Annotated in this window: 15 protein-coding genes; 8 read left to right on the top strand and 7 right to left on the bottom strand. The window is 50.3% G+C overall.

Features of this window, described 5'->3' with window-relative positions:
* The first annotated feature begins 271 nt into the window (after nucleotides 1-271).
* The 4 genes from pepA to M2387_RS19345 all read left to right on the top strand — a co-directional run bounded on the left by pepA (nucleotide 272) and on the right by M2387_RS19345 (nucleotide 5,842).
* Nucleotides 272-1,783, top strand: a complete 1,512-nt coding sequence (gene pepA / locus M2387_RS19360; RefSeq protein WP_259051813.1) for a leucyl aminopeptidase — start codon at nucleotides 272-274, stop codon at nucleotides 1,781-1,783.
* An 87-nt stretch (nucleotides 1,784-1,870) separates the two neighbouring features.
* The gene (locus M2387_RS19355) at nucleotides 1,871-2,329 is read left to right on the top strand and encodes a DNA polymerase III subunit chi (protein ID WP_259051812.1); all 459 of its coding nucleotides are present in this window, start codon (nucleotides 1,871-1,873) and stop codon (nucleotides 2,327-2,329) included.
* A 6-nt stretch (nucleotides 2,330-2,335) separates the two neighbouring features.
* On the top strand, nucleotides 2,336-5,191 hold the full coding sequence (locus tag M2387_RS19350) for a valine--tRNA ligase (protein ID WP_259051811.1): 2,856 nt from the start codon (nucleotides 2,336-2,338) through the stop codon (nucleotides 5,189-5,191).
* 141 nt (nucleotides 5,192-5,332) lie between these two features.
* The gene (locus M2387_RS19345) at nucleotides 5,333-5,842 is read left to right on the top strand and encodes a GNAT family N-acetyltransferase (protein ID WP_259051809.1); all 510 of its coding nucleotides are present in this window, start codon (nucleotides 5,333-5,335) and stop codon (nucleotides 5,840-5,842) included.
* A 74-nt stretch (nucleotides 5,843-5,916) separates the two neighbouring features.
* Here the strand turns inward: M2387_RS19345 and uhpT are convergent, their stop codons facing one another.
* From uhpT to rraB, 6 genes are all read right to left on the bottom strand, one after another.
* On the bottom strand, nucleotides 5,917-7,305 hold the full coding sequence (gene uhpT / locus M2387_RS19340) for a hexose-6-phosphate:phosphate antiporter (RefSeq protein WP_259051808.1): 1,389 nt from the start codon (nucleotides 7,303-7,305) through the stop codon (nucleotides 5,917-5,919).
* Between the two features lie 142 nt (nucleotides 7,306-7,447).
* Nucleotides 7,448-8,770, bottom strand: a complete 1,323-nt coding sequence (uhpC, locus tag M2387_RS19335) for an MFS transporter (protein WP_259051807.1) — start codon at nucleotides 8,768-8,770, stop codon at nucleotides 7,448-7,450.
* 12 nt (nucleotides 8,771-8,782) lie between these two features.
* Entirely contained in the window at nucleotides 8,783-10,282 is a 1,500-nt protein-coding gene (gene uhpB / locus M2387_RS19330) for a signal transduction histidine-protein kinase/phosphatase UhpB (RefSeq protein WP_259051806.1), read from the bottom strand.
* On the bottom strand, nucleotides 10,282-10,872 hold the full coding sequence (gene uhpA, locus M2387_RS19325; RefSeq protein ID WP_259051805.1) for a transcriptional regulator UhpA: 591 nt from the start codon (nucleotides 10,870-10,872) through the stop codon (nucleotides 10,282-10,284). Before uhpA ends, uhpB begins: the two co-directional genes overlap by 1 nt.
* Before the next feature lie 135 nt (nucleotides 10,873-11,007).
* Nucleotides 11,008-11,772: a tRNA isopentenyl-2-thiomethyl-A-37 hydroxylase MiaE gene (gene miaE / locus M2387_RS19320; protein WP_259051803.1), complete on the bottom strand. Its 765-nt coding sequence runs from the start codon at nucleotides 11,770-11,772 to the stop codon at nucleotides 11,008-11,010.
* 49 nt (nucleotides 11,773-11,821) lie between these two features.
* The gene (rraB, locus tag M2387_RS19315) at nucleotides 11,822-12,238 is read right to left on the bottom strand and encodes a ribonuclease E inhibitor RraB (RefSeq protein WP_259051801.1); all 417 of its coding nucleotides are present in this window, start codon (nucleotides 12,236-12,238) and stop codon (nucleotides 11,822-11,824) included.
* A gap of 164 nt (nucleotides 12,239-12,402) precedes the next feature.
* Here rraB and argF point away from each other — a divergent pair, with 164 nt between their 5' ends.
* Nucleotides 12,403-13,413 carry an ornithine carbamoyltransferase gene (gene argF / locus M2387_RS19310; protein ID WP_259051799.1) on the top strand — a complete coding sequence of 337 codons (1,011 nt, stop codon included), beginning with the start codon at nucleotides 12,403-12,405 and terminating at the stop codon, nucleotides 13,411-13,413.
* Nucleotides 13,414-13,461: 48 nt separating this feature from the next.
* Here argF and M2387_RS19305 read toward each other — a convergent pair whose 3' ends face one another.
* A complete protein-coding gene (locus tag M2387_RS19305; RefSeq protein WP_259051794.1) occupies nucleotides 13,462-13,914 on the bottom strand; it encodes a YhcH/YjgK/YiaL family protein in 453 nt (150 codons plus the stop codon).
* Between the two features lie 472 nt (nucleotides 13,915-14,386).
* Between M2387_RS19305 and pyrB the strand changes: the two genes are divergently transcribed.
* The 3 genes from pyrB (at nucleotide 14,387) to ridA (ending at nucleotide 16,306) form a co-directional block, all read left to right on the top strand.
* Nucleotides 14,387-15,319: an aspartate carbamoyltransferase gene (gene pyrB, locus M2387_RS19300; protein WP_259051790.1), complete on the top strand. Its 933-nt coding sequence runs from the start codon at nucleotides 14,387-14,389 to the stop codon at nucleotides 15,317-15,319.
* A gap of 16 nt (nucleotides 15,320-15,335) precedes the next feature.
* Nucleotides 15,336-15,797: an aspartate carbamoyltransferase regulatory subunit gene (gene pyrI, locus M2387_RS19295; protein ID WP_259051785.1), complete on the top strand. Its 462-nt coding sequence runs from the start codon at nucleotides 15,336-15,338 to the stop codon at nucleotides 15,795-15,797.
* A 122-nt stretch (nucleotides 15,798-15,919) separates the two neighbouring features.
* Entirely contained in the window at nucleotides 15,920-16,306 is a 387-nt protein-coding gene (gene ridA / locus M2387_RS19290; RefSeq protein ID WP_259051781.1) for a 2-iminobutanoate/2-iminopropanoate deaminase, read from the top strand.
* Nucleotides 16,307-16,345: the final 39 nt, after the last annotated feature.

The raw sequence follows: 16,345 nt of genomic DNA, 5'->3' as shown, positions 1-16,345 counted from the left end.
AATACACCTGTAAAAACGAGTTCTTTTGCAGGAAAATTGCTTGTTTCATCGCTTATAGGTCATTTATTCTCTTTAATCGTCGAAAACATCGCTAAGATTAAAAAGCCCGGCGAAGTATCGCTCCAGGGTAATGCTAAGACGAACCTAAAAGCGTATAAAACTATCCGTTAAGATTAACACGAAGTCATCGCAACAGCGGACATGAGTTAACAAGGCTTCAATTCTAGCCTTTCCTCCCCGCCGTTGTCTTTAAGATTCAGGAGCGTAGTGCATGGAGTTCAGTGTAAAAAGCGGTAGCCCCGAAAAACAGCGTAGTGCATGTATCGTTGTCGGAGTTTTTGAACCGCGTCGCCTGTCCCCGATAGCCGAACAACTCGATAAAATCAGCGATGGCTACATCAGCGCCCTGCTGCGTCGTGGTGAGCTTGAAGGGAAGCCGGGGCAAACCTTGTTGCTGCATCACGTACCCAACGTGTTGTCCGAGCGCGTTTTACTTGTTGGTTGTGGTAAAGAGCGTGAGCTGGACGAGCGCCAGTTTAAACAAGTGATTCAAAAAACCATCAATACCCTTAATGACACCGGGTCGATGGAAGCGGTCTGTTTCCTTACCGAGCTGCACGTTAAAGGGCGTAACACCTACTGGAAAGTGCGCCAGGCGGTAGAAACAGCAAAAGAGACGCTGTATAGCTTCGATCAGTTGAAAACCAACAAAAGCGAGCCACGTCGCCCACTGCGTAAAATGGTCTTCAATGTCCCGACTCGCCGCGAACTGACCTGCGGTGAACGTGCTATTTCGCACGGCCTGGCCATCTCTTCAGGTATTAAGGCTGCCAAAGATTTAGGCAATATGCCGCCTAATATTTGTAACGCCGCGTATCTGGCTTCCCAGGCACGTCAGTTAGCAGACTCATTTAGCACCAATATCGTGACACGTGTGATTGGCGAACAGCAGATGAAAGAGTTAGGTATGCACTCTTATCTGGCGGTTGGCGCAGGTTCACAGAACGAATCACTGATGTCGGTGATTGAGTATAAAGGTAATGCCGATCCTGACGCTCGTCCAATCGTGCTTGTTGGTAAAGGACTCACCTTCGACTCCGGCGGTATTTCCATTAAACCTGCCGAAGGCATGGACGAAATGAAGTACGATATGTGCGGAGCGGCGTCGGTGTATGGCGTGATGCGCATGGTGGCAGAACTCGGTTTACCGCTGAATGTTGTCGGTATCCTCGCGGGCTGTGAAAATATGCCTGGCGGTCGCGCTTATCGTCCGGGTGATGTCCTCACCACCATGTCCGGCCAGACCGTTGAAGTTCTGAATACCGATGCCGAAGGCCGTCTGGTACTCTGTGATGTACTGACCTACGTTGAACGCTTTGAGCCAGAAGTGGTGATTGACGTTGCGACCCTGACCGGTGCCTGTGTGATTGCCCTTGGCCATCATATTACCGGACTCATGTCGAACCATAATCCACTGGCACACGAGCTGGTAAGTGCTTCTGAACAGGCCGGTGACCGCGCCTGGCGTCTGCCGATGGCGGATGAGTTCCAGGATCAGTTAGACTCTAATTTTGCCGATATGGCAAATATTGGCGGTCGTCCTGGCGGAGCTATCACCGCAGCCTGCTTCCTGTCACGCTTTGCACGCAAGTATAATTGGGCACACCTGGATATCGCGGGTACAGCATGGCGTTCAGGCAGAGCCAAAGGTGCGACGGGTCGTCCGGTTGCGCTGTTGTCTCAGTTCTTACTGAACCGCGCCGGATTTAACGGCGAAGAGTAAATCATCGCCAGTAATGGCATGATGTATGGCAGCCCGGACTTGGGTTCAGGCTGCCATAACTAATATCAACAGGCTAAAACGGACCCCATGAAAAACACGACCTTTTATCTGCTCGATAACGACACCCAGCGCAATGGCCTCAACGCGGTTGAGCAACTGGTGTGTGAGCTGGCGGCAGAAAAATTTCGTGCCGGTAAACGGGTACTGGTCGCCTGCGAAAATGAAGAACAGGCAATACGCCTGGATGAAGCGCTCTGGCAGCGTGAGGTTGCGGCCTTTGTGCCCCATAATCTGGCCGGAGAAGGCCCTCGTTACGGCGCACCGGTTGAACTGGCATGGCCGGAACGTCGCGGCAGCACACCTAGAGATGTGTTGATCAGTTTGCTGCCCTGGTTCGCAGATTTTGCCACCGCTTTCCTTGAAGTGATAGACTTCGTTCCTGACGAAGCATCCCAGAAACAACTGGCCCGCGAACGCTATAAAGCCTATCGCGTTGCCGGTTTCCACTTGACTACGGCGACCTATACCCCGCCGGGAACGACATAGCAGACCATGGAAAAGACATATAACCCGCAAGATATCGAACAGCCGCTTTACGAGCACTGGGAACAGCAAGGCTACTTTAAACCCAATGGCGATGAAAGCCAGGAAAGCTTCTGCATCATGATCCCGCCGCCGAATGTCACCGGTAGTTTGCATATGGGTCACGCCTTCCAGCAAACCATCATGGACACCATGATCCGTTACCAGCGTATGCAGGGTAAAAATACCTTGTGGCAAGCGGGTACCGACCATGCGGGTATCGCCACTCAAATGGTGGTCGAGCGTAAAATTGCTGCCGAAGAAGGTAAAACCCGCCATGACTACGGTCGTGATGCTTTTATCGAGAAAATCTGGCAATGGAAAGCAGAGTCTGGCGGTACCATTACCCGTCAGATGCGTCGCCTCGGCAACTCTGTGGACTGGGAGCGTGAACGTTTCACCATGGACGCGGGCTTGTCTAACGCGGTCAAAGAAGTGTTCGTTCGTCTGTATAAAGAAGATTTGATCTACCGTGGCAAACGCCTGGTTAACTGGGATCCAAAACTGCGCACTGCTATTTCCGACTTGGAAGTGGAAAACCGTGAGTCTAAAGGTTCCATGTGGCATCTGCGTTACCCGTTAGCCGATGGCGCGAAAACCAGCGATGGCAAAGACTATCTGGTGGTTGCTACTACACGTCCGGAAACGGTGCTGGGTGATACCGGCGTTGCCGTGAATCCTGAAGATCCGCGCTATAAAGATCTGATCGGTAAATATCTGACTCTGCCGTTGACCAACCGCCGGATCCCGATTGTCGGGGATGAACATGCGGACATGGAAAAAGGCACCGGTTGTGTAAAAATCACCCCTGCCCATGACTTCAATGACTATGAAGTCGGTCGTCGCCATCAGTTACCGATGATCAACATTCTGACCTTCGACGGTGATATCCGTGATATGGCAGAAGTATTTGATACCAACGGTGAGACTTCAACGTTCTACAGCTGTGATATTCCTGCAGCGTTCCAGAACCTTGAGCGTTTTGCTGCCCGTAAAGCCGTAGTTGCCGCCTTTGACGAACTCGGCCTGCTGGATGAAATAAAACCCCACGACTTAACCGTGCCTTACGGCGATCGTGGTGGTGTCGTCATTGAGCCAATGCTGACCGATCAGTGGTATGTGCGTACTGCCCCGCTGGCAAAAGTCGCCGTGGAAGCGGTTGAGCAAGGTGATATCCAGTTCGTACCAAAACAGTACGAGAATATGTATTTCTCCTGGATGCGTGATATTCAGGACTGGTGTATCTCCCGTCAGCTGTGGTGGGGACACCGTATCCCTGCCTGGTATGATGACCAGGGTAATGTCTATGTCGGTCGTGATGAAGCCGAAGTTCGCGCGGAGAATAATCTGGCAGCGGATGTAGTGCTGAATCAGGACGAAGACGTTCTGGATACCTGGTTCTCTTCCGGTCTGTGGACGTTCTCCACGCTGGGCTGGCCAGAAAACACCGAAGCACTGCGTACCTTCCACCCAACCAGCGTGATGGTCAGTGGCTTCGATATTATCTTCTTCTGGATTGCGCGCATGATCATGCTGACCATGCATTTCATCAAAGATGAAGACGGCAAGCCGCAGATACCGTTTAAAACTATCTATATGACCGGGCTTATCCGTGATGATGAAGGGCAGAAAATGTCCAAGTCTAAGGGTAACGTCATTGACCCGCTGGATATGGTTGACGGTATTTCGCTGGAAGATCTGCTGGAAAAACGTACCGGCAATATGATGCAGCCGCAAATGGCTGAGAAAATCCGTAAACGTACCGAAAAACAGTTCCCGAACGGCATTGAGCCGCACGGTACTGACGCTCTGCGCTTTACTCTGGCGGCCCTCGCTTCTACCGGCCGCGATATCAACTGGGACATGAAACGCCTGGAAGGTTATCGCAACTTCTGTAATAAGCTGTGGAACGCCAGTCGTTTCGTGCTGATGAATACCGAAGAGCAGGATTGCGGCTTTAACGGCGGTGAATTAGTCCTGTCCCTGGCAGATAACTGGATCCTCGCTGAGTTTAACCGTACGGTAAAAGCTTACCGTGAAGCGCTGGATAACTATCGCTTTGATATCGCAGCTAACATTCTGTATGAATTCACCTGGAACCAGTTCTGTGACTGGTATCTGGAGCTGACCAAGCCGGTCATGAACGGTGGTTCTGAAGCGGAGCTGCGCGGAACGCGTAATACGCTGGTGAACGTGCTGGAAGGTTTGTTGCGCCTGGCGCACCCAATCATTCCGTTTATCACGGAAACCATCTGGCAGCGCGTGAAAATGCTGAAAGGTATTACCGCAGACACTATTATGCTGCAACCTTTCCCGGCGTTTGATGCAAGCCTTGATGATACTCAGGCTCTGGCCGATACCGAATGGCTGAAGCAAGCGATTATTGCAGTCCGTAACATTCGTGCAGAAATGAATATCTCTCCAGGTAAACCGCTGGATGTTCTGCTGCGTGGAGCCAGCGCTGAAGTAGAACGTCGGGTGAATGAAAACCGTAGCTTCCTGCTGAATCTGGCACGTCTCGATAGCATCACTATTTTGCCTGCCAGCGATAAAGGCCCGGCGTCTGTTACCAAGATTATTGATGGTGCTGAGCTGCTGATCCCAATGGCTGGGTTTATCGATAAAGATGCTGAACTGGCGCGTCTGGCAAAAGAAGTCGCTAAAGTGGAAGCTGAAATCGGGCGTATCGAGAGCAAACTGTCTAACGAAGGTTTTGTTGCTCGCGCACCGGAAGCAGTAATCACTAAAGAGCGTGAAAAGCTGGACGGTTACGCTGATGCTAAGGCCAAACTTATTGAGCAACAATCGGTGATTGCTGCACTGTAATTAGCTAAAGCAGCTGCCCGCAGAAGTCGAGTATTTCTCCGGGCAGTCTTTCTTGCACGCCAAAATAAGTAAAATAATAATAGGTCCCGCCCGGGATAATTTTGACGTCATAATGTTTTCTTACTTTCAAAAGAGCGATGTATGAGTCTTGCCAGACTGGCTGAACCCCAATGCCTGTTGCGCCGGATAGCGCCCGATGATAATCCGGCTATCGCGCGGGTTATTCGCCAGGTTTCAGCTGAATATGGTTTAACGGCCGATAAAGGTTATACCGTTGCCGACCCCGATCTCGACGAGCTGTATCAGGTTTATAGCAAACCGGGGTTCGCATTCTGGGTGGTGGAATATAACGGCGAAGTGGTCGGTGGCGGAGGTGTCGCCCCACTGATATGCAGCCAGCCTGATACCTGTGAATTACAGAAAATGTATTTCTCCTCTGTGGTACGTGGCAAAGGGTTAGCCAAAAAATTGGCGCTACTGGCAATGGATTACGCTCGGGAACAAGGTTTTAAGCACTGTTACCTTGAGACAACCGCCTTTCTGAAAGAGGCGATTGGGTTATATGAACACTTAGGTTTTGTCCATATTGATGAACCACTGGGCTTTACCGGCCATGTGGATTGTGAAGTGAGAATGCTCAAACCCTTGTAATACTCTCTCATCCGATAAAACAAAACAGCCAGAGGATATCCCCTGGCTGTTCTCGTTAATTTAATTCAGTTCAGTTACGCGCTCACGGAAGCTGCCTTTTTCAGACGACGAATTTTACGCTCTTCCAGAATCGCAACGATAGCCATCAGGGCAATACAGCCTATTGCTGCTGCATCCAGGGCTGCAAAGGTACCGGCCCAGCCGGTAAGACCAAAGATTGGCGTACCGTCAGCAATCATACCCAGACCCAGTTTAGCGAAGCTATCGCCAATCAAATAGGCAAAGGTGCCTTTGATACCGTCTGCAGCACTGATGGCCTTTTTAGGCACGAATCCTACCGCTGCCACACCAATCAATAATTGTGGGCCAAAGATCAGGAAGCCAAGGGCAAACAGTGACGCCAGGTAGACATATTGGTTGCTGGCATGCTGATAGACGCCCAGGGTCACAATAATCAGGCTCAGAGCGATACAGGCCACCAGAGCACGACGCCCGTTAGCCAGGTCAGACAACCAGCCCCACAGCAGTGTTCCCACCAGCGCCCCGACTTCAAACAGGGTGAAGCCTTGAATCGCGACTTCTTTGGAGAGTTTCAGCTCCTGGTAAGCATAGACCGTTGACCACTGATCCACCCCGATACGCACAACATACAGGAAGATGTTGGCAAAGCAGAGTAACCAGATGACTTTGTTTTTCAGAACATATTCGACAAAGATCTGCCATTTGGTCATCGACGAATCTTCAGTTTCTTTATCTTCGTCACTCAGCTGTTCATCAAACAGCTCTTCCGCTTTACCCAGACCGTAGGCTTCCGGGGAGTCATTACCGTAACGCAGAGCAATAAAGCCAATAATCAGGGCAATAATTGACGGGAAGATAAACATGCCGATGACATGGCCATCAAACAGAACGTTAGCCCCAAATAACGCGACGCCGGCCGCACCCGCGCCACCAAGGTTATGGGAGATATTCCACATGCCCAGATAGCTACCGCGCTTACGGCGTGGGGTCCATTTGGTAATCGTCGAGTAACTACAGGAACCACCGGTACTCTGGAAGAAACCGCTGAGAGAATAAAAGGCTATCATCAGGAACAAACTGACTGAACCACTTCCCATACTGGCGCTGAAACCCAGCATACAAATCGCCGAGAGGATCAGCATAAAGGGCAGGAATTGTTTGGTATTTTTACCGTCAGCGTAATAGGACACCAGGGTCTTACCAACGCCATAGGTAATCGAAAAGCCCAGTCCTATCATGCCTAATTGAGTCATGCTCAGACCATAGGTCGAGATCATGTCGTTTTGCGCAATATTGAAATTCTTACGAATTAAATACATCGCCAGGTAGCCGATAAAAACCACCAGGTAGGACTGCATAAAGGGTTTGAACCACATCTTCCGCCGTATTTCTAACGGCAGATCCAGGGTCGGTTTACGCACCTGGTTTAAAAAATTCAGCATGGGTTTTCCTGATTAAAATATCGACCTAATACCGATATTGTAAAAATCAGCCGCTGATATGGCCTGGGATGGCTTCCAGGTTGGATCGAGAAAATATCCTAGTTTCTGAATAATCAGTCTAAAAGGGTGAGGTAAATCACATTCACCGGGAGCTTCGCGGCGCCTGAGCATTTAAAAAGGGGAGTAAAAATAGCGCTGAAATTCCGGCTGCAATCGATATCACGACAAAAAAGCCGTTCCAGGACCAGATATTGATAACCCATGCCAGCGGCCAGCCAGCAAGCGATGCCCCAAGATAAGCGAATAAGCCAACAAACCCGGTGGCTGCCCCTGCTGCGTCTTTATGAGAGCATTCTGCCGCTGCCATACCAATCAGCATTTGTGGGCCAAAGACAAAAAAGCCGATGGTAAAAAAGCAGGCGGCCTGCATCACATAAGTGTGAAACGGCATCAGCCACAGGGAGCCAACCGAAAGCAAAATACCCGCGGCAAAAATAAGATTCATCGGCCCGCGGTTACCATTAAACAGCTTATCGGAACCCCAGCCCGCCACCAGCGCACCAATAAATCCGCCCAGTTCAAACATCGTCACTGCGGAGTTAGCGGTTACTAACCCCACATCAAGGGTTTCCGTCATATACAGGTTGCCCCAGTCATTAATCGCCGCCCGGACGATATAGACCAGCACATAGCACAGAGATAACAACCAAATATACGGGTTACCCAGCACATATTTGTAGAGGATCTCTTTTTGTGTCAGCCCAAGCCCTTCCTGCTGCTGAGCAATATCGAGCGCATCCTGCCGCCACTCACCAACTGCTGGCAGACCCAGACTCTGCGGACGGTCACGCAGACGCCAGCACACAAATAAGCCGCCGATAATCGCCATCACCCCGGCAATCATCATGCCGCTACGCCAGCCATAGTGCAGAGCGACCGCACCCATCATCATAGGAATTAATGCCCCACCGATATTATGGGCGGTGTTCCACAGCGCCCACCAGCCACCGCGCTCGGTACGCGAGTACCAGGTCGTCAACAGACGGGCGCATACCGGTGACCCCCAAGCCTGGAAGAAAGCGTTCAGAACCCATAGCGAAGCAAAGGCCCATAGCGAGGTGGAAAAACCAAACAGGATATTAATCACCCCGGTCGCTATCAGCCCGATCCCCATAAAATAACGGGCATTGGAGCGGTCACTGACAATACCGGACAGAAATTTTGATAAGCCGTAGGTCATATAAAACAGCGTCGCCAGCAGACCAATATCGGTTCGCGTCATCACCCCTGTGGCAAGGATTTCCGGAACGACCGCATTGAATCCTTTGCGGGTGAAATAGAACAACGCGTAGCCCAGCCAGATAGTCAGCAGAATATGTCTGCGCCAGTAGCGATAGCGGGTATCGATTTCAGTTTTAGAACTGAGGGGCTGAATATTGTCGGGGACTTTTAAAAAACTGAGCATAATTTATTTCTCTTAGCCGCCTAATGGCAGATTTACACTGACGCGCGTTCCATGAGTACAAGAAATCGCCAATGTTCCACCCAGCGCGGAAACGCGCTCACGCATTCCTGTCAGGCCAAAACCAGGCTGCCCTGAATCGACCGGCAAGCCGCTACCATCATCTTCAATCACCAGCATCAGCTGCTGGTCTTGCTGCCAGCCTTGCACCGTCACGGCCTGGGCATTCGCATGCTTGACGATATTATTCAGTCCCTCCTGACAGATGCGAAATAGCGTGACGCGCTGACTTTCACTGAGTACCGACTCATCAATTTTCCAGTCGATATGGCTGACAATCCCCTGCCCGGCCAGTTCCATTTCTCGCACCAGGGCACTGATAGCCTGCGCCAGGGTTAAGTCATCAAGCTGACGCGGGCGTAAGCGCCCGAGTAAACGGCGCACTGAATCGTAAACGCCCAGCGACAGCTGTTCGATATGGCCTGCACTCTGTTTGATGCCAGGATTATCCCGTGCCAGTCGCTGGACAATATTGGCCTGGGTACGAATCGCGGTGATGGTTTGCCCGATATCATCATGGAGTTCCCGCGCCACATCCTGGCGGACACTCTCTTCTGTTTCCAGCAGGCGTTCCACCAGCCGATGATTACGCTGGAGTTCAGTTTGCAATGACAGGTTCAGCTCACGCAGACGCTGGATACCGGCCCCCAGCAACAGTCCTGTCAGACTTTGAGCCAGCAATGAAAGCAGCAGATCAAGCGGGTAGGCATGCCATGTCTGGCTGGCAATCAGCGCAATAGCATTCATCAGGGTGGCAATGAGTGCCCCCTGCCAGCCGTAATGCCAGGCCAGGGCAATAATAGGCAGAGCCAGACAAAAGGGAGTAAAGCGCGCCAAATCGGCGGGTAGCCCTAACTGTAACCAGAGGCTGATAGCAAACAGCACCAGATACCAGATCAAGTGACGCGCACGCCAGTTGACGGGCTGGGTGACCAGAGCAGGTCCCAGTGGCTGCCAGACGGTGCTGGTCAGATAGTGCCAGATAACCAGGCAGATGGGTGATAACGTCAGGCTACCGGTCAGCGTCACGAGTAAAACATTCAGAGCCATAGCGCCCTGTTCAACCCAGGGTAATGACTGCAACAACGCGGCGGCAATCAGTGCCGCGCCCTGACGCAGTAAAGTACGCCAGTCACGGCTACCGGCATAATGAGCGGTCAAGACCACCGGCAGCATACTCAGCAGGCTGCCTATCAGTAAAAAGGGCAGATGCGGTAATTCAACCAGCCCGGATAACCAGCCCAGTAACAACCACTCAGTGCCCAGTAAAACTAACCAGTATCTCCGCGGACATTGCAGCATCAGCCCCATACGTAAGCCGAACGGGAAGAGCAGTACCGCCAGTTCAGGGCTGTCCACCAGATGCAGGCTGATACTCCACAGGCAGAACCAGGCGGCGGCAAAAGTAAAGAAACTGGCAATAATACCCGCCAGCCGGGTCAGTAATCTTTGCATTACCAGCCAGCAAACATATAACGAGCCAGCTCAACATCATTATGAAGGTCGAGTTTTTCCATTAAATTGGCCCGATGGACATGGACTGTTTTCGGCGATAGTCCGAGTTCTGCGGCAATCTCTTTCACCGCCAGACCTTGTGCCAGCTTTTCGGCAACCTGACGTTCCCGTTTGGTCAGCGGATCCTGACGCCCTACGGTCAGCTTTCGGGCAATATCAGATGTCAGATAACAGCCACCGGTAGCCACGGTATGGATAGCAGCGATCAGTTCATCGGCGCTACAGCGTTTCGATAAAAATCCGCGCGCTCCGGCTTTTAACGCCTGTTCAATTAAGGCCGGGCTATCATGTACCGACAGCATAATGGTCGCCATGCCTTGAGGGAGCTGGCCGAGTAGATCCAGCCCTGAAATATCAGGCATTGAAATATCACAGATACACACCTGCACGCCACGGCCTGGCAGGCCTGCCAAGGCTTCACGACCAGAACCAAATTCAGCAACCACTTGAAAATCAGGTTCCAGAGCCAGTAACTGGGCGAAACCTGAACGGACGATCAGGTGATCGTCAATCAGAGCGAGGGTTATCATGATAGCTTCCAGGAAGGTAAAATCGCCGCTACCTTAGCGAGTAGCGTAACGCTGTTCAAGCATTAAACACTTTTTGCCCGCATCATTCAAAGCCTGCATGCGCCGTGATGACGCCAGACAGGCGGTTGGCAAGCTTTACACCGATGCGGGTATGCCGCTGTGAAAGCGAAAAGTATCATCGGGACTTTGAATTAGCGCCGCTTCAGCTTCGCCAAGAAATTTCACTCGGTCCTGAATATCTCCCCCGGCTATTTGCTGGGCCAGGCTCAGATAATCCTGATAGTGGCGCGCTTCAGAGCGTAGCAACGACAGATAGAAACTGCTCAGCTCATCATCAAGCCAGGGCGCAATAGCGGCAAAACGTTCGCAGGAACGCGCTTCGATATAGGCCCCGCAGATAAGTTTATCCACCAGCATCAGGGGTTCATGGGTACGCGTTTGGCCGAGCAGCCCTTTAGCATAACGGCTGGCCGTCATTTTGACATAGGGGATATCACGCGCCAGCATGATTTCACGGACTTGCCAGAAGTGGTGTAGCTCTTCTTTTATCAGTGACGTCATACTGTCGATAAGCGTCTGCTCCCAGCCACCCTGCGTCTTTGGCATCAGCTTTTTGCTCAGCGCTTTATGCAGTGCCAGAAAGTCAGGCTCCGGCCCGTCACTAAAGGCAAAGACCTCGTAGGGCCGTAGTAAGGCCAGAAGGACTTCTGAGGTTTCTTTATCAGCAACATATTTGCGGATCAGAAACATCCCGGTTTGGGCGGCTTTAAGCTCACATATCAGATGGTCATTCAGTAATAGCGATAAATTTTCTGGTTTACGGGCTTGATCTATCCAGGCTTCGGGAGTTGGGCAATGCAGAAAATCATTAATCGGTGAGAGAAGTAACTGTAGGTTCATGCTTTATCCTGAAATGCAGCAGCGAACGCTGCTGCACCATCACTGATGTTTAGTGACGAACACCGTCGTCATCTTCATCGTCTTCGCCATCGTCCTGGTCATCTTCGCCATTCGGATCTTCAAAGTAGGTGCCCCAGCCGTCATATTCAACGTTGAATTTTTCGGCCAGATTCATTAATTGCTCAACCTGAGAGTCAATTAACTCAGCATTTAATGCGCTTTCGCTCAGCACATCGCAGCAAATAACCACGTCACCTTCTTCAACTTCGAGCTCTTCAGGATCAGTGACTTCATAGCCCATCTTGAATGCCTCAACCGCGGCCTTTTCAAGAGTTTCGAAATCATCAGCAGAAAGATGATGTTCGATGGTGTAAAGCGCGTCGGGATCGCTGCCGTCTTCCAGCAGTTCTTCAATGATTAAACGCGTTTCTTCGCGTTGTTCTTCCAGATGTTCTGAATTTGCCATGATCCTGTCCTCACATGTATCGGCACACGGGCTTATTCTCACATACCGAGCGGTTTGCCTCCACCTTTCACAGCAAAGATTTCTTACTCAGGGTTGCAATTGCATATTCATACATATAAATTGAATTTTAATTCAATTAATGGCGAGTGCCACGTGAGGCTAAGATGAGTCACTTTTATCAGAAACACTTTCTTAAATTACTTGATTTTACCCCTGCCCAGCTTAACGAATTATTATCTTTGTCCGCAAAACTGAAAAGTGATAAGAAAAAAGGGACGGAAAGTCAAAAGCTTGTTGGAAAAAATATCGCGCTCATCTTCGAAAAAGATTCGACCAGAACTCGCTGCTCTTTCGAAGTTGCCGCTTATGATCAAGGCGCACGTGTGACCTATCTTGGCCCAAGTGGTAGCCAAATCGGGCATAAAGAATCAATAAAAGATACCGCACGGGTGCTGGGACGTATTTATGACGGTATTCAGTACCGGGGTTATGGCCAGGAAATCGTCGAAACCCTGGCAGAATTTGCCGGTGTCCCGGTCTGGAATGGCCTGACTAATGAATTTCACCCGACCCAACTGCTGGCTGATTTACTGACCATGCAGGAGCATTTGCCGGGCAAAAGCTTTAATCAAATGACTCTGGCCTATGTGGGTGATGCGCGTAACAACATGGGTAATTCTATGCTGGAAGCCGCAGCCCTCACCGGTCTGAACTTACGTTTAGTGGCCCCTAAGAGCTGCTGGCCTGAACCACAGCTGGTCAGCCAGTGCAGTGAGCTAGCAGCACAAAATGGTGGTCAGATAACGCTGACGGAAGATATTGCCGCCGGAGTAGCAGGAGCGGACTTTATTTATACTGACGTATGGGTCTCAATGGGTGAAGCGAAAGAGAAATGGGCTGAACGTATCGCTCTGCTGCGCCCTTATCAGGTAAATAAGCAGATGCTGGCCTTAACCAGTAATCCGCAGGTGAAGTTCTTGCACTGTCTGCCAGCCTTCCATGATGAAAAAACCACTCTGGGTAAGCAGATGGCGGAGACTTTCGATTTACACAACGGGATGGAAGTGACGGATGAAGTGTTTGAGTCAGAACACAGTGTGGTGTTTGACCAGGCAGAAAACCGTATGCATACCATTAAAGCCGTGATGGTTGCTACCCTGGCACCTGGCCTGTAAGTTTCCGGGTCCTCTCCTGCGGGAGAGGACTCTGTGCAGGCTATGGAATTAGTTTTGCTTAACTTTAACCACGACTTTGCGCACGATAGCAGGCTCGCCCACGGCAACCAGGGGCTTATGTACTTCTCCTGGATAGAAGACCACGAAGTCACCTTCGTTTAAGACAACGCTTTTTTCTTGCTCGCCAGCAGGCAGGAAAGCAATGTCCCAGTCTTCCAGGCGTTCAGTATCCGATTTTCCGGCTGGCAAGCAGCTGAATACCATACCTTCCTGACCACGCAAAACAATTTGAATATCCAGATAACGGGCGTGATATTCCGCTTTACGCGCAGCCAGAAGTTCAGTGCTGTCCTCAGAAATCAGCATAAAGATGTTATTGCCATCAATATCATGCTTGCCGACGGGAGTTTCCGGAGTGACATGCGCTTTTACGTGTTCAATTGCCTGACGCAGTTCTACCGGCAGCCAGTCTTGCAGAGCATGGATATTACCAATGATCATGATGTCCTCTTTATTTAAAACGCTGTTTTAAGATGTTAAGTCTAGCGTGGTTATTTGTCTGGCGACCAGAGACGCAGATCATAAGATGATAAAAAAATCACAGACTTGCAGAAGTTAAACTCACAACAGCAGGTCATGCGGTGAAATCTTCACTTTCAGGTGTATTTGTAATGTCAGAGGCCGTTTAACAGAATAAGCCAAAGTTCAGTACTTCTGGTTATAGCAACCGATTGCTATCGGTAAAAAAAGTCTGATTAAATCTATTGCAGTGCAAAAACACCCGCGTATAATGCGCCACAATTTGCCAGGAGGAAGCATGCGCCATTGTCTCTATCAGACTACTACACTACATCGAGAAACTGCCGATGTTGCCGTGGCGTTTTTCCTCCCGTTGCCTATTCAAATTTCTAAAGCCCCTCATTGAGGGGCTTTTTTTTGTCCATCGCTCGAGACTCGAGAACAGGAGAGAAATATGACAAATCCACTTTATAAGAAACACATCATTTCCATTAATGATCTCAGTCGCGATGAGCTCGAGCTGGTTCTGGCTACCGCTGCAAAATTAAAAGCGAATCCACAGCCAGAGTTGCTTAAGTACAAGGTAATCGCCAGCTGCTTCTTTGAAGCCTCGACCCGTACTCGCCTCTCTTTTGAGACCGCCATTCATCGCCTGGGCGCTTCTGTAGTGGGTTTTTCTGATAGTGGTAATACCTCACTGGGTAAAAAAGGGGAAACGCTGGCAGATACCATTTCGGTTATCGGAACTTATGTGGATGCGATTGTGATGCGCTATCCGCAAGAAGGTGCCGCGCGTCTGGCGACGGAATTTGCCGGTGATATCCCGGTTATCAATGCGGGCGATGGCGCGAATCAGCACCCGACCCAAACGCTGCTGGACCTGTTTACCATTCAGGAGACTCAGGGCCGCCTTGAGAACCTGAATATTGCTATGGTAGGCGATTTAAAATACGGTCGTACGGTGCACTCTCTGGCTCAGGCGCTGGCCAAGTTCTCTGGCAACCGCTTCTACTTTATTGCCCCTGATGCCCTGTCAATGCCGCAGTATATTACCGATATGCTGGATGAAAAAGGCATCACCTGGAGCTGCCACCATGCGATTGATGAAGTGGTTGAATCGCTGGATATTCTCTATATGACTCGCGTCCAGAAAGAACGTCTTGACCCTTCAGAATATGCCAACGTTAAAGCCCAGTTTATCCTGCGGGCGGCAGATCTGGCAGGTGCACGCGACAATATGAAAGTGCTGCATCCGCTGCCGCGTGTTGATGAGATAACCACTGATGTGGATAAAACCCCGCATGCCTGGTATTTCCAGCAAGCAGGTAACGGTATTTTTGCCCGCCAGGCATTGCTCGCCCTGGTGTTGAATCGCGAACTGGTTTAAGTAAGAGGACAGAAAAATGACACATGATAATAAATTGCAAGTTGAAGCTATCAAACGCGGAACTGTTATCGATCATATTCCGGCTCAGGTTGGTTTTAAACTGCTGACCTTATTCAAACTGACCAAAACCGACCAGCGCATCACCATCGGCCTGAATCTGCCTTCTCGCGAGCAAGGCCGTAAAGACTTAATCAAAATAGAAAATACCTTTCTGACTGATGACCAGGTTAACCAACTGGCGTTGTATGCGCCAGAAGCAACGGTAAACCGTATTGATAATTATGAAGTAGTGGGTAAAAGCCGCCCAAGCATGCCTAAGTTCATCGAAAATGTGCTTATCTGCCCGAACAGTAACTGTATCAGCCGCAATGAACCGGTTTCTTCCTACTTCACGGTGGAAAAGCGCGCAGAAAAGATCAGCCTTAAGTGTAAATACTGTGAGAAAGAGTTTGCCCATCATGTCGTGCTGGCAGCTTGATCTATCACTAACAATAATGCGCTATCATTCCCTATAATAACGGCGATTTCTAAACAGGCCACAGGCCTGTTATTCCGGCAGACGACCTACCGTCTGCCTGACCTGCCAACTGAGGAAGAAAAATGTCTCACATTATTAGCACTGAAAATGCCCCAGCCGCGATTGGTCCTTATGTTCAGGGTGTTGATCTGGGTAGTATGATTATCACTTCCGGCCAGATCCCGGTTGATCCAAAAACCGGTACTGTACCTGACGACGTCTCAGCTCAGGCACGCCAGTCGCTGGAAAACGTGAAAGCGATTGTTGAAGCTGCCGGTCTGAAAGTAGGCGATATCGTAAAAACGACCGTTTTTGTGAAAGACCTGAATGACTTCGCTACCGTCAACGCAACCTATGAAGCGTTCTTCACCGAGCATAAGGCAACTTTCCCGGCGCGTTCTTGCGTTGAGGTGGCTCGCCTGCCAAAAGATGTGAAGATCGAAATCGAAGCGATTGCGGTGCGTCGCTAATCAGCCTAATACGCTGATTTTGATACGACTTGTCTCTAA

This window comes from Klebsiella sp. BIGb0407, from assembly GCF_024807845.1.
In the GTDB taxonomy this organism is placed as follows: domain Bacteria; phylum Pseudomonadota; class Gammaproteobacteria; order Enterobacterales; family Enterobacteriaceae; genus JGM124.
The sequence above is the reverse complement of the archived record's forward strand: the minus strand, read 5'-3'. Positions and strand labels throughout refer to the sequence as shown.

Bases quoted from the DNA above. Each gene is read 5' to 3' on its own strand.
- pepA (WP_259051813.1), top strand. From the start codon at position 272: ATGGAGTTCAGTGTAAAAAGCGGTAGCCCCGAAAAACAGCGTAGTGCA.
- M2387_RS19350 (WP_259051811.1), top strand. From the start codon at position 2,336: ATGGAAAAGACATATAACCCGCAAGATATCGAACAGCCGCTTTACGAG.
- pyrB (WP_259051790.1), top strand. From the start codon at position 14,387: ATGACAAATCCACTTTATAAGAAACACATCATTTCCATTAATGATCTC.
- uhpC (WP_259051807.1), bottom strand. From the start codon at position 8,770: ATGCTCAGTTTTTTAAAAGTCCCCGACAATATTCAGCCCCTCAGTTCT.
- uhpT (WP_259051808.1), bottom strand. From the start codon at position 7,305: ATGCTGAATTTTTTAAACCAGGTGCGTAAACCGACCCTGGATCTGCCG.
- uhpA (WP_259051805.1), bottom strand. From the start codon at position 10,872: ATGATAACCCTCGCTCTGATTGACGATCACCTGATCGTCCGTTCAGGT.
- pyrI (WP_259051785.1), top strand. From the start codon at position 15,336: ATGACACATGATAATAAATTGCAAGTTGAAGCTATCAAACGCGGAACT.
- argF (WP_259051799.1), top strand. From the start codon at position 12,403: ATGAGTCACTTTTATCAGAAACACTTTCTTAAATTACTTGATTTTACC.
- M2387_RS19305 (WP_259051794.1), bottom strand. From the start codon at position 13,914: ATGATCATTGGTAATATCCATGCTCTGCAAGACTGGCTGCCGGTAGAA.
- miaE (WP_259051803.1), bottom strand. From the start codon at position 11,772: ATGAACCTACAGTTACTTCTCTCACCGATTAATGATTTTCTGCATTGC.
- ridA (WP_259051781.1), top strand. From the start codon at position 15,920: ATGTCTCACATTATTAGCACTGAAAATGCCCCAGCCGCGATTGGTCCT.
- uhpB (WP_259051806.1), bottom strand. From the start codon at position 10,282: ATGCAAAGATTACTGACCCGGCTGGCGGGTATTATTGCCAGTTTCTTT.
- M2387_RS19355 (WP_259051812.1), top strand. From the start codon at position 1,871: ATGAAAAACACGACCTTTTATCTGCTCGATAACGACACCCAGCGCAAT.
- rraB (WP_259051801.1), bottom strand. From the start codon at position 12,238: ATGGCAAATTCAGAACATCTGGAAGAACAACGCGAAGAAACGCGTTTA.
- M2387_RS19345 (WP_259051809.1), top strand. From the start codon at position 5,333: ATGAGTCTTGCCAGACTGGCTGAACCCCAATGCCTGTTGCGCCGGATA.